This is a genomic window from Arthrobacter sp. FW306-1B-F12A (genome assembly GCF_058781865.1).
The window spans coordinates 135,369-151,810 of sequence record NZ_JBYSXD010000003.1 but is presented as its reverse complement, the minus strand read 5'-3'; the positions used below and the strand labels follow the sequence as shown (position 1 = coordinate 151,810).

Sequence of the window (16,442 nt, the reverse complement as noted above, 5' to 3'; positions counted from 1 at the left end):
TCCAGCCGTACGGTTGGAGCTGAGTGGTCCAGTGAGGCCAATTTTACGCCCGGAACCCGCAAAAGGCCCGGGGTCGGCGTCGATCGCTGAGAGCGAGAAGCCCCTAGCGAAGGGACTTGTCGTCCGGGTTCTTGGGGACCACGTAGGTGCTGCCGTCCGGCCGGCGGACGGTCTCCCATTGCTGCGCTTCGGCCTGGCGCCGCACGAGGAGACGCTTGTTCTCCTCGGTCATTTCATGATCCAGGGAACTGCTGTGCGCCGGTCCGAAAATGATCCGAAGCTTGCCAGTTGCGCGCATGAATCTCTGGGTCATGGTCTCTTTGGCCACCGGGTCTACCCTCTCTCAAAAGGATGTTGTGGTTTAAGAGTACACTAACAATTAGTGCACTAACTATTGGCCGGCGCAGTCCGGTCATCGACACGGAACGGAGCAAGCCATGGCCGCACCCATTGCCCCCGAAACCGCCGCCCCGCCTGAAGACGACCTTCTACTCGAGCGCCAATTGTGCTTCGCCCTGACCGTGGCGTCGCGGAGCGTGGTGGGCGTCTACAAGCCGGTGCTTGAAAAGATGGGGCTGACCCATCCCCAGTACCTCGTGATGCTCGCCCTATGGGAACGCAGTCCGCGCACGCTCAAGGACATCAGTGAGGCACTCCTGCACGAGCCTGCCACCCTTTCGCCCATCCTGCGCCGGCTCGAAGAAGCAGGATTCGTCACCCGCAACCGCATCCACGGAAACGAACGGGCACTTGCCATCACCTTGACGGAAGCCGGCTCCGCCCTCAGGCAACAGGCGACGGCCGTGCCGGCAACCATCATGGAGCGGCTCCAACTCACGCGTGCCGAAGTAGCGGAACTGCACCGTGCAATGACCGGGCTCATCGCGGCCACGCAACACCCCACTGCCGGTGCGGGCGATAAACTGGCATAAATCAAGGAGAACCCCATGCGCCTGCGAATAGTCCGGTCGGTGTTGGCCGTCGTCGCCGTCGCTGGTCTTGCCGCCTGCATGCCCGGCCCCGGGGGCGGTTCGCCCAGCAGTTCGGCGCCTGGTAGCAGCACGTCATCCTCGCCGTCGAGCAGCCCTACCGGGCTTTTGCCCGACGAAACGGCGTCTCCCAGCGGCAAACCGACTCCTTCGATCTCCCCCACGGCGCCCGGCTCTCCCGGCTCCGCAGAGGCCGAGCTTTCCATCATCGTCAAGCTCTCCGCTTCGGCAGCCCCTGAAAGCTACACGCTCGTCTGCACCGGCGGCGTCCCCTCCGCGGAAAGCCACCACCCCACCGCAGCCGCAGCATGCGCCGCCCTGAAAAAGAACCCCGCCCTTCTCACGCGCACGCCGCGCTCCAGCGACCAGGTCTGCGACCAGCGTTACGGCGGACCCCAGACGGCAATAGTCACCGGGGCCGTTGATGGCGTGGGCGTCGAGTCCTCCTACAAGCTCACGGACGGCTGCGAAATTGCCGCGTGGGCCGCCGTCGCCGACATCCTTGGTTCAAGCGGTGCCGGAGCTTAAGTACAAGCACCTCCCGCGAGAGGAATGGCTCGCGCTGGAGGCTGCCCACCACGCCCGCGTCGAACGCTATGCCAAGCCCTACTTGGCCCGGCGCTCCGCAGGCGAGAAACATCCCGTCGAAGACTTCCTCTTCACGTACTACACCCAGAAGCCCGGCCAGCTGCTGCGCTGGCACCCGGGCGACGGCGTCGTCCTCTCCGGCCCCAAAGCCGCCGAGCGGGCCGGGTGGAAGTACTACCGAGTGCTCGACGACGGCGCGCTGGCGGCCGCGGGGCTGCCCGCCGGTACCGTTGCCGTCACCTTCGATCGCAGCCGCTTCGTGGCCGACCGCACCGAAGCCATCCGCTTCGCCGGCATCATCCTTGCCGGAACCGTAGCGCGGCCCGCCCAGTTTGGTTGCTTCGGACTCCACGAGTGGGCCATGGTCTACCGCCAGGACAAGTTCGATCTTCGCCACGAATACCTCAAGCTGCGCCTCGGCTCAGAAGGCACTGACACCGTGGTGGAAGACAACCGGATCCGCTGCTCGCACTTCGACGCCTTCCGTTTCTACACGCCGGACGCCATTCCGCTCAACGAACTCACCCCGACACGGGACAACCAGCGCACCATGGAGCAACCGGGCTGCCTGCACGCCAACATGGACCTCTACAAATGGGCGTACAAACTGACGCCGGCCTTACCGAGCGAGTTGGTGATGGACTGTTTCGAACTGTCCTGGCGGATCCGGGCCATGGACATGCAGGCCTCGCCCTACGACCTTGAAGAGTGGGGATACCCGGCCATCAGGATCGAGACACCACAAGGCAAGGCCGAGTACGTTGAGTATCAGAGGGCGTTCGCTGCCGAGGCCCAAGCGCTCCGTGCGCGGGTCCTCGACCACGTGCGGCCGCTCCTGGATCTCCTGGTACAAACACCGTCTCACGAAGGACAGCGATGACTTCAAGCACAAAGTACGACGTCGAGCTCACCATCACGCTGACGGAGGCACCAGGCGCCGCGGACTACGAGTTCGTCCTGCTCGGCTCGGGCGGCGAAGTCTCCGAAGGCTCGACCCTTCCGGACCCCCGGGCGGCGCTTGCCGCCGTCGAACAGTTCGGCGAGGAGATCTTCTTTCCCGTGCCCCGGCCGGACCGCATATGCACCCAGCAATACGGTGGTCCACAAGTGGCCTTGGTGACCGGCCGGTTCCGCGGGCGCGAGGTCAGCAGCCGCTTCAGCCGGACGGACGGCTGCGAGATCGCCCGTTGGCGCACCATGGCCGCCCTCCTCGGCGGCGTGGCAGGATCCACGGGAAACATCTAACACCCGACCCGACGCCCGCTCACAAACAACCGTCCCGACCCCGACGCCCGCTCACAAACAACCGTCCCGAGCCGGACGCCCGCTCACATCGTCTGCAAGAGGGTTCCGCCGTTTGGCCATTAAGGTGAGCGAGCGTCCGCCAAAAGGGACATATAGGTGAGCGAGCGTCCGGGGGACGATAAGAAAGCGGCCGGCGGGATATCCCGCCGGCCGCTGCCTCGCATATCTGTCAGACCATTAATGCCGCGCTACGGCGCGTTGTTTGACTGGTCCTCCCCCGCGTTCTGCAGTTTGCCCTTGCCATGTTCGCCTTCCTGGTCGTCGTTCGGCACCACGGACACGGTGCCGCTTGCCGAGACCAGGACGGACACAAACGTCGGCGCGCTGGTGCCGTCAAAAGTGAGTCGGCCGATGTAGGAACCCGGAGTCAGGTTGTTCCACGCGAAACTGAGCTTCCCGGATTTGCCGTTCTTCATCTTGATCGGGTTGGGCGTAACCGTGGCGTTGCCTTGGTTCGCGCCCAGGATCGCGGCGTCAACGCTGGCCTTGGTGGGCCGGTTGTTCGGGCTTGCATACAGGTTCGCGATGATGGTGTACGTTCCAGGCTGGGGGTTGTCGAGCGAGAGCGACTCGCTGGCACTCGGTGTCGCTGCCGTGAACAACTGGCCCGACGGCGACAGGACATACAGATCGAAATCCGCCGTGGGGTCGGGGGAAATCACCGAGAACTTCGCGAACGCCGTTCCGGGCGGAACCGTGGCGGTCTTGACGAAGTTCGAGGCGTTGTTCGCAACAGCCACGGGACCGGGAACAAGTTCCGCGGCCGAGGAATCAGCCTTGGAGAGACCGTCAATGGTCACAGCAGTGGGTGAGTCGGAACCTGAAACTATGTTGATGTCTGCCGATCCGCTTGCCTCCTGGGACGTGAAGGCGACGCTCTTGGAGGCCAGCACCGACTGCGGACGGACCGCAATTGGAGAGACCACCGACTTGTTGGCACCTTCCCACTTCAGGGATCCCATCGCGAAAGTACCTAGTGCGGCCGTCTTGTTTTCGAAGGTCACCTTGAAGGTCTTCTTCTGGCCGACTTCGTTGAAGTTCAGCACGGACGGAGTGACCTTGACGTCAACGCCGGGGACATTGACTGTGGCCCGGTATTGTCCCGGAGTCAGGGCGGTGACGGTGCGGGTGACCTCGATCCTGCCCGCGAGGTTACCCAGGGCGAACGAGGGGAGGTTCATGTCGCGGGGCAGTGTCGAGCCCAGCCCCGGCTTGCCGAGATCGACGCCGGTACCCTGGATGAACTTCAGGTAGTCCTCGGTTCCGGCATCGTAGACCAGGCCCGGTTCCACCACGCTGGCAGGGTTCATTTCTCCCGCACCGGTGGCGAAGACGTCCTGGTTCTTGCTTCCGTCGGCCAGCTTGACGTCACTCGCCGTCGTCATCATGGCCGACTTGACCGTCGCAGGGGACCAATCGGGATTCTTCGCCAGGATCAAGGCTCCGAAACCTGCAATGTGCGGGGACGCCATGGAGGTACCGGACATGAATCCGTACTCATCACCTTTGCTGCCGATCGGCGAAACACCCGCGAGCACCGCAACGCCGGGAGCCGAGACGTCCGGCTTGAGGAGATCCGAATCGGTGGCGAGGAGCGGGCCGCGGGAGGAGAATCCGGCGATCTGCGGCTGGGCCTCGAGCGGAAGCCCAGTGGTGTCGTGGTCAACCAGGGAAACAGTAAGTGCCGGGTTGGCCGCGACCTTGTCCTTGATGGCCTGCGAGGCGGGAGGATTCACGTGGACGGTAGGCACCGCGTGCTTGTCCGTGTCCAAGGAGGAACTGGTGAGGTTCACCAGGATCATGCCCACGCCGCCACCGCGGAGCACCTCGGCGCTCTTCGCGACGCGGTCAATCACCCCACGGTCACACACCACTACCTTGCCGGCGATTTTCGCCGGGTCCAGGGACCCAGGCGCGCAAAGTGCCGCGTTACCGGCGCCGGAGGCGGCGTTTGCGGAAAGCACGACGCCGGCCCCGCTCACCTGGTGGTTCATGATGCTGGCTCCGCGGAACTTGGTGCCGTCGGAGAATTCGACCGTTCCCTGGAGTTCCTGGGAGAAGGAGGTAGCCGCAACCGTGGTCATCCAGGGTGCGCCGTGGTTGACGGTGCTGGCCTGAGGTCCCGAGTTACCGGCGGATGCCGCCACAAAGATGCCGGCCGACGCAGCAGAGAGGAACGCGAGCGAAACCGGGTCGGTAGTGGTGTCCGTGGCGCCGGAAATGGAGTAATTCAGGACGTCCACGCCGTCGGCGATGGCCTGGTCAATGGCGGCGATGGCCGCGGAACTGTAGCAACCGCCCGTATTGGGGTCGGTGTCTTCCCAGCACACCTTGTAGATGGAGAGCTTGGCAGCTGGTGCCACGCCGCTCGTCTTGCCGAAGCTCCGGCCATCCACGAACGTTTCCACGCCAGGGTTGCCGGCGGCGGTGCTGGCCGTGTGCGTACCGTGGCTCACGACGTCGATGGGCGAGATTTGTTCCTGGGGTGCCCGTTGGGCTGGCGGAACCGTCTGGAGGAAGGCATCTGCGAAGTAGTGGGCGGCGAGGACTTTGGAATTGCAGGCAGTTCCGTCAAAGGCCGCTCCGGTGTCGGTGCCTTTCTGGCACTCGCCGACGAAGGTGTCTCCGTTGGCCTTCAGCATGGCGATCTTGCCGTCACTCGTGCGGTACGGGATGCCCACCTGGGGGTCCCCGACCAGCGGCTGGACGGGATCCCCGGCGAAGAACTTGCTTGTGGGCGTGTAGCCGGTGTCGATGACACCCACCACGGTGCCCTTGCCGGCCTGGTCCTGGCCGCCGAACTGGGTATTCCAAGCACCATTCGGTCCGCTGAGGTTGAGGAAATCGGTGGTGGAGTAGTCAGGAGCAGACTGCGTGTCCGGGGCCACGAGGAGAACATCGGGATTCTTCGCGAGATTGACCGCCTGGTTCGCGGAAAGCGTGGCGCTAAAGCCGTTGATGGCTGTGGTGTAGTCGCGGTTGATGGTTACGCTTTGCTGCTTGGCCACGTCCTGCTGCTTCTGCTGCAAGTGGGCCTGGTACTGCTTCACTTCGGCCTTGCCGACATCCAGTTTCTTGCCCGCCTGCGGCTTGGTGGGCACATAGCCGGGGGTTCCGCCGTCGTAAGTGGCCGCTGGCTTCTCTGCCAGCACCACAACGTAACGGCCATCCTGGTAAGACTTGGGGTCGACATTGCGGGCAACTCCCGCGGCCGTTGATCCGAGGACCGTTGAACCGGAAGCGGGCGCTGCTTGTGCGGGTGTCAACGCCACCGAGGAGAGCAGAACCGGTAATCCGACGGCTAGCGCCGCAGCTTTTCGGAGCCCCCCGCTTCCAATGAAGCTCTTTCCTTGTGAATTCACGAGTGATTGCACCTTTCCGGGCGATCGTGGCGGTCATGTCAAGATCAATCAACAAAGGATGGGCACCGATTGACAGTTCTTGTAATCAGGTAAAGCCCAGCCGATTCATAGAGTACAGAGCGATAGTCGAATATGACATAGGACACATTTCACGTTTTTTGTCATGTCATTCGGCATCAGAATACATCCGCACGCAGCAGCGGGCACGCCCCCGTCGGAAGGGGACGTGCCCGCTGTGCGGATATTCAAATATTCAGGCGAAGACGGACTGAAAGGCGCCTCAGGCGTGCTGGTACGTCAGGCAATCAGCCGCTTCGGCACCGGGGCCGATCCGGACATCGTGGGCCTCGCACATGAGGTTGTTGTTGTGGGTGCATTCCGAGCGCTGGCATGCACCGACATGCGCCAGGACTTTGGGGAGTCCTCCCATGAGCGTGGTGTCAATGAAGGTGGCGCAGGATGCGTGGTCCGCGGTTCCGCCAATGGTGATCCCGAAGGCAGTGCAGCCATGATGGTTGAATCCACAGCTGCCAACGCTGCAGGCGGACACTTCGGCGACGTGTTCGGTCATTGCTCCTCCTGGTGGACGGGGAATTTCCTGGACAGTAATTCCAAGCTACTCCCGAATACGCGCCTTTAACCCGGAGGATTAGCGCATTTGCGCGTACCCTATTGCGCTCAGCGTGGCGCCGGCGGGCAGGCCGCGCTAGGAATGGATCCCTCGCAACGCGTCGCTGATTTTGGCCCTCGTCGAAGCATCCGGCGGGACGGAAATGCGGTTTTCCCGGGCCGCCCGGTCCGCCATGATCCTTTGGAAAACCATCCTCCCCAGGCCGGCAAATACAGCGGCAAGAACCACGGGCAAAACCATCGACTTAGCGTTCTCGGCCATGCCGCAATCCTAGTGAGCCAAACCACCTCCGGCCAGAGCCGCCGTCGTTCGGTGGCCAGAGCCGCCGTCGTTCATCCAAAACCCCCGACGACGGCGGGGCGCCGCCGCGAATTGGCGCGTACCTTTTGCTTGGTAGCCACCTCTTCACCGATCCCCCGCAAATAGGGTATGTAGCGATTTGGCCGGTAGAATGGGCATGCAAGCTCGCGGAGCGCCCCCCTTATTCCGTAAGACCCTGCCGGTAAACACTGTTGCTGAACGCTGTTTAAAGGCAGTTCCGGCGTGAGACGGCACCACTCCGCGGCAGCCTTTAACCAAGGTTTAACCAACGCTCACGCACAGGAGTTACCGGATGCCCCGGATCGTCGTCGACGTCATGCCCAAGCCCGAGATTCTGGACCCTCAGGGGAAGGCCATCGTGGGCGCACTGCCCCGCCTCGGCTTCACCAGCTTTAGCGCTGTCCGCCAAGGCAAGCGCTTCGAACTGACCGTTGACGGCGAGGTGACCGATGCCATCCTCGCCCAAGCCCGTGAGGCCGCCGAGACCCTGCTGTCCAACCCGGTGATCGAAGACGTCGTCAACGTCGAGGTCGTCGAGGCCTGACATGACTGAACTTCCTTTGATCGGCGGAGCCCCCGTGGCCGTCGAACCCCATTTGGCCGGGGCCAAAATCGGCGTCGTCACCTTCCCCGGCACCCTTGACGACCGCGACGCCGCCCGTGCGGTCCGCCTCGCAGGCGGCACCGCCGTCGCACTCTGGCATGCGGACACACAGCTGGCCGACGTGGACGCCGTGGTCATCCCGGGCGGTTTCTCCTATGGCGACTACCTGCGCGCAGGCGCGATTTCGCGCTTCGCTCCGCTGATGTCCCGCATCATCGATGCCGCCAACAGCGACGCCAAGCTGCCCGTGCTGGGTATTTGCAACGGTTTCCAGATCCTGACCGAGTCGCACCTGCTCCCGGGCTCCATGATCAAGAACGACCACTTGAAGTTCTTGTGCCGCGACCAGGTGCTGCGCGTCGAGAACAACAAGACCTTGTGGACCTCGGATTACGAGGCTGGCGAGGAAATCACGGTTCCGCTGAAGAACCAGGATGGCCAGTACATCGCCGACGAAAAGACCCTGGACGCCCTTGAGGCCGAAGGCCGCGTCGTGTTCCGCTACGTCGGCTGGAACCCGAACGGCTCACGCCGCGACATCGCCGGCATCAGCAACGCCGCCGGCAACGTAGTGGGCCTCATGCCTCACCCCGAGCACGCGGTGGAGCCCGGATTCGGTCCGGAGTCCAACGCCGGCACGGATGGCTTGGGCTTCTTCACTTCCGTCCTGAACAAGATCGTGGGAGGCGCACAGTGACCACCTCAGCTGAAACCGTCGGCAAGAAGTTCAACATCGACACCGTCGAGAACGCCGCGAAGACCCCGGACACCGAGCTTCCCTGGGCCGAACTCGGACTGAAGCAGAACGAGTTCGACGAGGTCGTCAAGGTCCTGGGCCGCCGCCCCACGGGCGCCGAACTCGCCATGTACTCCGTCATGTGGAGCGAGCACTGCTCCTACAAGTCCTCGAAGAACCACCTGCGCCAGTTCGGCGAAAAGGTGACCGAGGAGATGAAGAAGGACATGCTCGTGGGCATCGGTGAAAACGCCGGCGTCACCAACCTGGGCGACGGCTGGGCCGTGACATTCAAGATCGAGTCCCACAACTCGCCGTCCTTCGTGGAGCCCTACCAGGGTGCCGCGACCGGCATCGGCGGCATTGTCCGCGACATCATCTCGATGGGCGCCCGCCCGGTGGCCGTGATGGACCCGCTGCGATTCGGCGCCATCGACCACCCGGACACCGCCCGCGTCATGCACGGTGCTGTTGCCGGCATCGGTGGCTACGGCAACTCGCTGGGCCTGCCGAACATCGGCGGCGAAATGGTGTTCGACTCTGTGTACCAGGGCAACCCGCTGGTCAACGCGCTGGCAGTCGGCGTCATGCGCCACGAAGACATCCGCCTGGCCAACGCGTCCGGCAAGGGCAACAAGGTTGTCCTGTTCGGTGCGCGCACCGGCGGCGACGGCATTGGTGGCGCCTCGGTGCTGGCCTCGGAGTCCTTCGACGACACCAAGCCTTCCAAGCGCCCCGCCGTCCAGGTGGGCGACCCCTTCGCCGAGAAGGTGCTCATCGAGTGCTGCCTGGAGCTGTTCAAAGGTTCGCTCGTTGAGGGTATCCAGGACCTCGGCGCTGCGGGCATCTCCTGCGCCACGTCCGAACTCGCTTCCAACGGCGACGGCGGCATGCAGGTTGAGCTGACTTCCGTGCTGCTCCGCGACCCCACCCTGACCCCGGGCGAAATCCTGATGTCCGAGTCGCAGGAACGCATGATGGCCGTTGTCACGCCGGAGAACATCACCGCGTTTGAAGCGGTCATGGACAAGTGGGCCGTGGAGTACTCCTGGCTCGGCGAAGTGACCGACACCGGCCGCCTCATCATCACGTGGGAAGGCGAAGTCATTGTCGACGTCGACCCGCGCACCGTTGCCCACGACGGTCCGGTCTACGACCGCCCGTTTGCCCGCCCCTCGTGGCAGGATTCCGTCCAGGCCGATACCTTCACGGGCTCCGTGCAGGACGCCGGCCGCCCCTCCACTTCCGGGGAACTGGCTGCCGCCATCACCGAGCTCATTGCTTCGCCGAACATGTGCAGCAAGGCCTGGATCACCAAGCAGTACGACCGGTACGTCGGCGGCAACACCGCCATGGCGTTCCCGGACGACGCCGGCGTGGTCCGCGTGGACGAGGAAACCGGCTTGGGCGTGGCCCTGGCCACCGATGCCAACGGCCGCTACACCTACCTCGATCCGTACCACGGCGCACAGCTGGCACTGGCCGAGGCCTACCGGAACGTCGCCACCTCCGGCGCCGTCCCGATGGCCGTCAGCGACTGCCTGAACTTCGGTTCCCCCGAGGACCCGGATGTCATGTGGCAGCTGGCCGAGTCCATTCGTGGCCTGTCGGACGCGTGCATGGAACTGGGCGTCCCGGTCACCGGCGGCAACGTCTCGCTGTACAACCAGACCGGTACCGTGCCGATCCACCCCTCCCCCGTGGTTGCCGTGCTGGGCAAGCTCGACGACGTCGCGCGCCGCACGCCGTCGGGCTGGAAGGAAGATGGCCAGGCCATCTACCTCCTGGGCACCACGGCCGCGGAACTGGACGGTTCGGAATGGTCCAACCTGCGCGGACACCTCGGCGGCTTGCCGCCGAAGGTTGACCTGTCCATCGAGCGCCAGCTCGGCGAGATCCTCATCAACGCCTCGCGCGACGGCATGATCGACGCCGCGCACGACCTCTCCGAGGGCGGCCTTGCCGCTGCGCTGGTGGAGTCCGCACTCCGCTACGGCGTCGGCGCCCGGATTGCGCTGGACGAACTCGTGGAGCGCGACGGCGTGGATCTGTTCACCGCGTTGTTCTCCGAGTCCCAGGGCCGGGCCATCGTGTCCGTTCCGCGCTCCGAGGAAATCCGCTTCAAGGACATGTGCACGGCCCGCGGCTTCGCCCACCTCCGGATCGGCGTCGTCGACGCTGCCGGCGGCAAGCTGGAGATCAACGGCGTGGACGAGCTCTCCTTGGACGCTCTCAACGAAGCCCACGAGGCCACGCTGCCGAAGTATTTCGGCTAGCGCCTGGCAACCCCAACGCGGGGTCACTTACGGCCCAAGAATCCCCTCGGGATGGGCCGTAAGTGACCCCGCGTTGTGTTTTCAGTCTTCGCTGTGGAGGTCCCGGCGTCGGGCGCTCAGGAGCTCCAGTTCCGGGCGTGCTGCAACGAAGCGTTCGACGGCGTCGAGCACCTCGACGAGATGCGCCCGGTCTGCTGCCACTGCCCCCGCGCCGATGAGTACACGGCGATGCTGGTCCAAATGCCCGGTCTCGGCGGCAGAGACTTCGAAACGCCGTTTCAACTCGGCGATCAGCGGACGCACGAGGGAACGTTTCTCCTTCAGGCTGTGCACTTCGCCGAGGAGGATGTCGAACTCAATCCACGCGATCCACATGCGCCCATCGTATCCAGTAGTCCGCGCGCCCTCCCGCTTCGGAGCCCACGGTGGCAAGATAAGGGCAGACTAAAGGAGCTCCATGGGCGCGGACGATCATACGAACAAGGCCGGCAACGCAGTATCCCGGGGTGCCGATTCGGTGGGAGACGCCGTAGACGATGCGAAGGATTCACGCACCGTCAGGGTAGTGGCACGGGCCGGGTTCGTCGCCTTAGGGCTGATACACCTCCTGATCGGGATCATCGCCTTGGGGATCGCGCTGGGCGCATCCGGCCAAGCCGACCAAAGCGGTGCGGTCAGCCAGCTGGCAGCCACGCCTGGCGGCGTCGTCCTGTTATGGGCGGGACTCGTGGCCTGCGGTGTCCTCGCGCTGTACATGGCGAGCGACGCCGTGATGGGGTGGAGCGGGGGTGGCAGCTCGAAGCCCTGGATGAATCGGCTCAAGGCAGCCGGGCAGGCGATCGTCTTCGCTGTTGCCGCGGTGACCTTCGGAAGCTTCGCGCTCAGCCGTCCGAGCAGCAGCAGCGAGAAATCCCGCTCGACCAGTGCAGACCTCATGTCCAGCACTCCGGGAACTGTCCTCTTGGTGGTCATCGGAGTGGCGTTGCTGGCGGCTGCCGGCACCTACGTCTTCCTGGGGATCACACGCAGGTACGAAAAGAACCTGAGGGGAAAACCGTCGGGAGCCTTGGGAGATGCGTTCACGGTGCTTGGAGTAGTGGGCTATTGCGCAAAAGGGGTGGCGCTTGGCGCCGTCGGCTTGCTCATCCTGATTGCCACGGCGGAGCACGACCCCTCCCAACAAGGCGGCCTCGACTCCGCACTCAAGGCCTTCCTGAAACAGCCCTTTGGCGGATGGGTGCTCGGGTTCGTCAGCCTCGGACTGATGGCCTACGGCGTCTACTCCTTGTTCCGCTCCCGTTACCAGCGGCTCTGAAAGCGGGCCTCACCTTCGCGTGGTGGCCAGAAGCGCCCGACGGCGGCCCCCACCAAAGGTGGGAACCGCCGTCGGGCGCTTTTTTAGCCAGGTTGTGCTACTTGGACGTGCCTTGCGACACCGAACCCTGCAGCTGGCGCTGGAAGATGACGTAGACGATCAGGACCGGAACCACCGTGACGGTGACTGCTGCGAACAAGGCGCCGAAGTCCACCGCATAACCCATTTGGCCGGCGAAAGCGGCCAGTCCTTGGGACAGCACGCGTGGCCCGGCCGAGTTGATGGCCACCGGAATCAGGAACTGGTTCCACAAACCCAGGAAGTTGAAGATGGCCACGGAAGCGAGTCCCGGTTTGGCCATCGGCAGCATGACCTGGAAGAACGTCCGCCACTCGCCTGCTCCATCCAAGGCAGCCGCTTCCGTGATTTCGTGAGGGAGCGACTTGAAGAAGGAAAACAGGAAGAAGACCGTGAACGGCAGCGCGAAGCCGACGTACACCAAGGTCAAACCCGGGAGGGTGTTGAGGAGGCCGAGTCTCTTCATGACGAAGAACAAAGGCACCATGGCGAGGAAGATCGGGAACGTGAGCCCGGCCAGCATGAGGTAGTAGATCGCCTTGCTACCGAAGAAGACATAGCGCGCCAGGACGTAGGCGCACATGGCTCCGAGGACCATGACGATGACCAGGGCGCAGCCCACCACAATCACGGAGTTGAGGAAGTAGCTTCCGATGCCGGCCTCGGTCCAGGCCTTGACGTAGTTGTCGAAGCGCCACTGGGAGGGCAGGGCGAACGGCGAAGCGAAGATCTCGCTGGAGGTCTTGAAGGAGGACATGAAAGTCCACAACAAGGGCAGGATCACGATCAGCGACCAGATGGTCAGGGCAGTGTGCGAAACGGCGCCCACCACCTTGTCCCCTGGTGTCGTGGCCGGTTTGCGCGGGTTGAAGTGCAGCGACTTCATTTCCTGGCTGGCTATTTTGGTAGTCATCAGAGGGACACATCCTTGTCGCCACCAGTGAGCCTGTTGACCAGGAACACGAGGCCGGAGAAGATCAGGGTGGCTACGGCCAGCACAACGCCCATGGCGCTGGCCAGTCCGAACTGGCCCTTCGTGAAGGCGGTGAAGAAGAGCTGCTGCGACATCACCAGGGTGGAGTTGTCCGGACCACCGCCGGAGTTCAGGGCGGCCATGTAGACGAAGGCATCCAGCGCCAAAATGCCCATGTAAATGTACGCCGTCTGGATGTTGTCCCGGATCAGCGGGATGGTGATGGACACGGCAGTGCGGAAGCGCCCCGCGCCGTCAATCCGGGCCGCCTCGAACAGTTCGGCGGGGATACCTTTGATACCCGCCACGAAGAGCACCATGTAGAAGCCGATGAAGCCCCACACGATCACGAACATCGTGGCGATCATGGCGGTGTTCTTATCTCCAAGCCACGCGTAGGACTTGAATTGGTCCATGCCGAGGGAAGTGAGGATGCCGTTCAACAGACCCCCGGAAGGATCGTAGATCTGGCCCCACATGATGCCGATGGCGATCGCCGGAATCGTGTAGGGGAAGAAAGAGACAACCCGGTAGAAGCTGGAGTTGCGCAGGCCCTTGATCTGGCCCTTGCTGCTGCCGCCCACTGTCACCAAGGTTGCCAGCACCAGGCTGAGGATGATGGTGATGATGGGCAGGCAGATGACCAGCAGGATGTTGTTCCCCATGGCCTTCATGAAGATGTCATCCGTGAAGAGCTTCCGGTAATTCTCGAGTCCGATGAAGTTCTGGTCGGGTGAGAAACCGCTCCAGTCAGTCAGGGAGTAGCCGAACGCCTGGATGAAAGGCCAAATCACAAAGAGGAGGTAGATCGCCAGGGGCAGGCCCAGGAAGACCACGAAGAAACTGACCTTGTCGAACGTCAGGGGCTTGCGCCGCCTCTTGTAGACGGGTGGTGCGGTATCCGGAACGACGACGGCGGACGCGCCGCCGTCGACCCGGAGGGTTTTTGCTTTCACTGAAGTCACTTCACTTCGATCTTCTTGACCGAGCTGTCGTTACGGACCTTGTCGGTGATCTTCTGCAGGTCCGACGTCAGTGTGGCGACATCGGACTTTCCATCGAGGAACGTGTTCCACACAACCAGCTGGTCCTTGTTGGTGCCGTAAAGGTCAATGAAGTTCCAGGTGTAGATGTTGTCGCCCGCGTCGCTGAGCAGCTTCGTCTGGGAGACGAGTGCCGTAGATCCGAAGCCATCAGAGGGAACGGTGTCCTTGACGATGGTGGGGGCCAGCTTGGTCTTGGCGAAGTTGGTCGCAGCGTCCTTGGAGAGCATGACGCGGAGCAATTCCTTGCCGCCGGGAACGTTCTTGCCCTGTGAAGGAACCACGAAGGGCTCGCCCGCTGCGCTGTGCAGTGCCGCGTACGGCAGTTTGGAGCTGGTGGTCACCGAGGGGACGGGCGCACCGGTCATCTTGAAGCCGGCCTTGGTCTGGTCCTTCATCTCGTTTTCGATCCATGAACCGGACGGGTAGAACACTGCTTCCTGGGCGTTGCTCCACTGCGCCTGTGCAGCCGTGAACTGGGTGCCCGAGCCACCTGGTTTGAAGTGGCCTGCCTTGACGATCTTTTCCAGGGCGGTGAAGACGCTCTGGAGCGCAGGGTGGGACCAGCAGTCTGCCTTCAGGTTTTCAAGGCCGAGGCGAACGTCGTGGCCACCCTCCTTGATAGCGGAGGCGATCGCCATTTCCTGGTAGTACGTGGCGGCTTCCTTGCCCCAGACGAACAGGTATTTGCCCTTGGCCTTGGCCTGCTCCCCGAGCGCGTACATCTCATCCCAGGTCTTGGGAACGGACCAGCCGTTGTCCTTGAGCAGGGCATCGGAGTACCACATCGCGTAGACGGTGAGGACGTAGTTCAAGGCCGCCAGCTTGCCCTCGAAGGTACCCGGGGCGAGCACTCCGCCGTAGAGGGTGTCCTTAATGACCTTGCCCTCAAGGTTCTTGGCGTTGACCACGCTGGTGAGGTCTTCAAGCTGGGCCAGGATGGTGCTGAAGCCGATTGCCTTGGCGCCCGAGTTGTCGATCAGGTCCGGCGGGTTGCCTCCGACGAATCGTGGCTGCAGTTCCTGTGCGATGTCCGTGGACGGGGAAATCTTGGCAGTGGAACCTGAATGTGCGCTTTCGAAGCCCTTGCCCGCGAAGTCGACGTAGTCGATTCCGTACCCGCCCTTGAAGATCACGGCGTCAACGGTGGACTTGTCTGCCATGCCGAAGGGATTGGTGTCCGAAACGGTTCCCGTTGGACCAGTTGTTCCTCCGCCGCCACCCCCCGCGCAGGACGCCATCGAGCCGGCCAACGGCACAAGCACGGCCGCGGCAAGCGCGCCGCGGAGGAAACCGCGGCGTGCAAAAGACTGCTGCTGAACGTTCATCCTAAAACCCTCCAGAGACTCGTAGTACCTCACGCTGACGGCGCCTCGGCCGGCAGTCGATCGGTCAGGGCACCGCCGCTGCGACGCGCCCTTCGTGTGACATACTTCACCACGAGTGATTGAAAAGCAATATTTGAGGGCAGTTTCAATCAACTTTTGTCAAAATGTGATCTGACGATCCTGCCCTCCGTCGGGGTCGTTTGGGTGTTTTAGCCCCGTAAATTCAAGGATTTTGCGCACTGGGCGATAGCCTCGCGTGCCCATTGCTGCTGTTGCTCGGTTCCTACCCGCTCAGCCCATTGCTCAGCGAGCTGGAACTCCACCATCGCCTCGGTGCGGCGACCGTCGTCGTACATCGCCCAACCGAGGTTGTTGTGCAGGGAAACCATCCACCGTTTGGTGCGTGCATCCTCGACGGCGGACGCGTACTCAAGCGCGCTGCGCGTCCACGATTCCTGGTGTCCGGAGTCGGCGATGGCCAGCATGTGGAGTGCATCCACAGCGAGGAAATCTTCGCCCAGGAGGTCGCCCATCTCGGCGGCCTGCTCAAAGAGCGGAACGGCCATGGCAGGGTGGCCGGCGGAGTTGAGCAGGCGGCCGCGCTCCAGGAGGATCCGCACCGCAATGGTCGGCTCCTCTTCGGCGTCGATCCCGTCCAGGAGGGCGTCCGCCTCCTCGAAGCGGCCCTGCAGGCCGATTGCCCGGCCCAATTGGGTGGCGAGCTCGGCCCGTTCAAAGGGATCGTAGGCGGGATCGGCCATGGCTTCGCGGAATCGGGCTTCCGACAACGCGGGGTCCTCAAAATTCCACAGCTCATCGAGGGTCTTTTGTTCCAGCATCTGGCTCCTCCTGATTGCTTCGAGGCGATGGAAGGTGCGGTCCACTCACAATCT

General features: G+C 63.3%; 17 protein-coding genes. 8 read left to right on the top strand and 9 right to left on the bottom strand.

What is annotated here, in order from left to right; all coding sequences use genetic code 11:
• Positions 1–103: 103 nt before the first annotated feature.
• Positions 104–313, bottom strand: coding sequence for a hypothetical protein (locus tag AC3WJU_RS02860; RefSeq protein WP_253257261.1), 210 nt, complete (start codon positions 311–313; stop codon positions 104–106).
• Positions 314–437: 124 nt separating this feature from the next.
• On the opposite strand from AC3WJU_RS02860, the gene AC3WJU_RS02855 reads away from it, so the two are divergent.
• The 4 genes from AC3WJU_RS02855 to AC3WJU_RS02840 are packed head-to-tail and all read left to right on the top strand — an operon-like array spanning position 438 to position 2,822.
• The gene (locus AC3WJU_RS02855) at positions 438–932 is read left to right on the top strand and encodes a MarR family winged helix-turn-helix transcriptional regulator (protein WP_492259067.1); all 495 of its coding nucleotides are present in this window, start codon (positions 438–440) and stop codon (positions 930–932) included.
• A gap of 15 nt (positions 933–947) precedes the next feature.
• Positions 948–1,517, top strand: coding sequence for an SSI family serine proteinase inhibitor (locus tag AC3WJU_RS02850; RefSeq protein ID WP_492259066.1), 570 nt, complete (start codon positions 948–950; stop codon positions 1,515–1,517).
• Positions 1,414–2,457, top strand: coding sequence for a 3-methyladenine DNA glycosylase (locus AC3WJU_RS02845; protein WP_492259065.1), 1,044 nt, complete (start codon positions 1,414–1,416; stop codon positions 2,455–2,457). The genes AC3WJU_RS02850 and AC3WJU_RS02845 overlap by 104 nt, the downstream gene beginning before the upstream one ends.
• Positions 2,454–2,822, top strand: a complete 369-nt coding sequence (locus AC3WJU_RS02840; protein ID WP_306964151.1) for a serine protease inhibitor — start codon at positions 2,454–2,456, stop codon at positions 2,820–2,822. Before AC3WJU_RS02845 ends, AC3WJU_RS02840 begins: the two co-directional genes overlap by 4 nt.
• A 248-nt stretch (positions 2,823–3,070) precedes the next feature.
• Here AC3WJU_RS02840 and AC3WJU_RS02835 read toward each other — a convergent pair whose 3' ends face one another.
• The 3 genes from AC3WJU_RS02835 to AC3WJU_RS02825 all read right to left on the bottom strand — a co-directional run bounded on the left by AC3WJU_RS02835 (position 3,071) and on the right by AC3WJU_RS02825 (position 7,136).
• Entirely contained in the window at positions 3,071–6,244 is a 3,174-nt protein-coding gene (locus AC3WJU_RS02835) for a S8 family serine peptidase (protein WP_492259064.1), read from the bottom strand.
• 280 nt (positions 6,245–6,524) lie between these two features.
• Complete coding sequence (locus tag AC3WJU_RS02830; protein WP_059388517.1) at positions 6,525–6,815, bottom strand: DUF1540 domain-containing protein; 291 nt, start codon at positions 6,813–6,815, stop codon at positions 6,525–6,527.
• Positions 6,816–6,950: 135 nt separating this feature from the next.
• Positions 6,951–7,136 (bottom strand): hypothetical protein, encoded by a 186-nt coding sequence (locus AC3WJU_RS02825; RefSeq protein ID WP_059388516.1) that lies wholly within the window; start codon positions 7,134–7,136, stop codon positions 6,951–6,953.
• 352 nt (positions 7,137–7,488) lie between these two features.
• On the opposite strand from AC3WJU_RS02825, the gene purS reads away from it, so the two are divergent.
• From purS to purL, 3 genes are read left to right on the top strand one after another with little or no spacing between them, the layout of a single operon-like run.
• Positions 7,489–7,740, top strand: coding sequence for a phosphoribosylformylglycinamidine synthase subunit PurS (gene purS / locus AC3WJU_RS02820; RefSeq protein ID WP_028265707.1), 252 nt, complete (start codon positions 7,489–7,491; stop codon positions 7,738–7,740).
• 1 nt (position 7,741) lies between these two features.
• Entirely contained in the window at positions 7,742–8,497 is a 756-nt protein-coding gene (gene purQ / locus AC3WJU_RS02815) for a phosphoribosylformylglycinamidine synthase subunit PurQ (protein ID WP_307052872.1), read from the top strand.
• Positions 8,494–10,812 (top strand): phosphoribosylformylglycinamidine synthase subunit PurL, encoded by a 2,319-nt coding sequence (gene purL, locus AC3WJU_RS02810; RefSeq protein WP_284988638.1) that lies wholly within the window; start codon positions 8,494–8,496, stop codon positions 10,810–10,812. The genes purQ and purL overlap by 4 nt, the downstream gene beginning before the upstream one ends.
• A gap of 81 nt (positions 10,813–10,893) precedes the next feature.
• Here the strand turns inward: purL and AC3WJU_RS02805 are convergent, their stop codons facing one another.
• Positions 10,894–11,187 carry a DUF503 domain-containing protein gene (locus tag AC3WJU_RS02805; protein ID WP_236814542.1) on the bottom strand — a complete coding sequence of 98 codons (294 nt, stop codon included), beginning with the start codon at positions 11,185–11,187 and terminating at the stop codon, positions 10,894–10,896.
• Positions 11,188–11,269: 82 nt separating this feature from the next.
• Between AC3WJU_RS02805 and AC3WJU_RS02800 the strand changes: the two genes are divergently transcribed.
• The gene (locus tag AC3WJU_RS02800) at positions 11,270–12,127 is read left to right on the top strand and encodes a DUF1206 domain-containing protein (protein WP_492259063.1); all 858 of its coding nucleotides are present in this window, start codon (positions 11,270–11,272) and stop codon (positions 12,125–12,127) included.
• A 97-nt stretch (positions 12,128–12,224) separates the two neighbouring features.
• Here AC3WJU_RS02800 and AC3WJU_RS02795 read toward each other — a convergent pair whose 3' ends face one another.
• The 4 genes from AC3WJU_RS02795 to AC3WJU_RS02780 all read right to left on the bottom strand — a co-directional run bounded on the left by AC3WJU_RS02795 (position 12,225) and on the right by AC3WJU_RS02780 (position 16,388).
• Positions 12,225–13,118 (bottom strand): carbohydrate ABC transporter permease, encoded by an 894-nt coding sequence (locus tag AC3WJU_RS02795; RefSeq protein ID WP_492259062.1) that lies wholly within the window; start codon positions 13,116–13,118, stop codon positions 12,225–12,227.
• Positions 13,118–14,143: a carbohydrate ABC transporter permease gene (locus AC3WJU_RS02790; RefSeq protein ID WP_172465567.1), complete on the bottom strand. Its 1,026-nt coding sequence runs from the start codon at positions 14,141–14,143 to the stop codon at positions 13,118–13,120. Before AC3WJU_RS02790 ends, AC3WJU_RS02795 begins: the two co-directional genes overlap by 1 nt.
• Entirely contained in the window at positions 14,140–15,549 is a 1,410-nt protein-coding gene (gene ngcE, locus AC3WJU_RS02785; RefSeq protein ID WP_284988635.1) for an N-acetylglucosamine/diacetylchitobiose ABC transporter substrate-binding protein, read from the bottom strand. Before ngcE ends, AC3WJU_RS02790 begins: the two co-directional genes overlap by 4 nt.
• A 209-nt stretch (positions 15,550–15,758) precedes the next feature.
• Positions 15,759–16,388, bottom strand: coding sequence for a hypothetical protein (locus AC3WJU_RS02780; protein WP_284988634.1), 630 nt, complete (start codon positions 16,386–16,388; stop codon positions 15,759–15,761).
• Positions 16,389–16,442 lie beyond the last annotated feature (54 nt).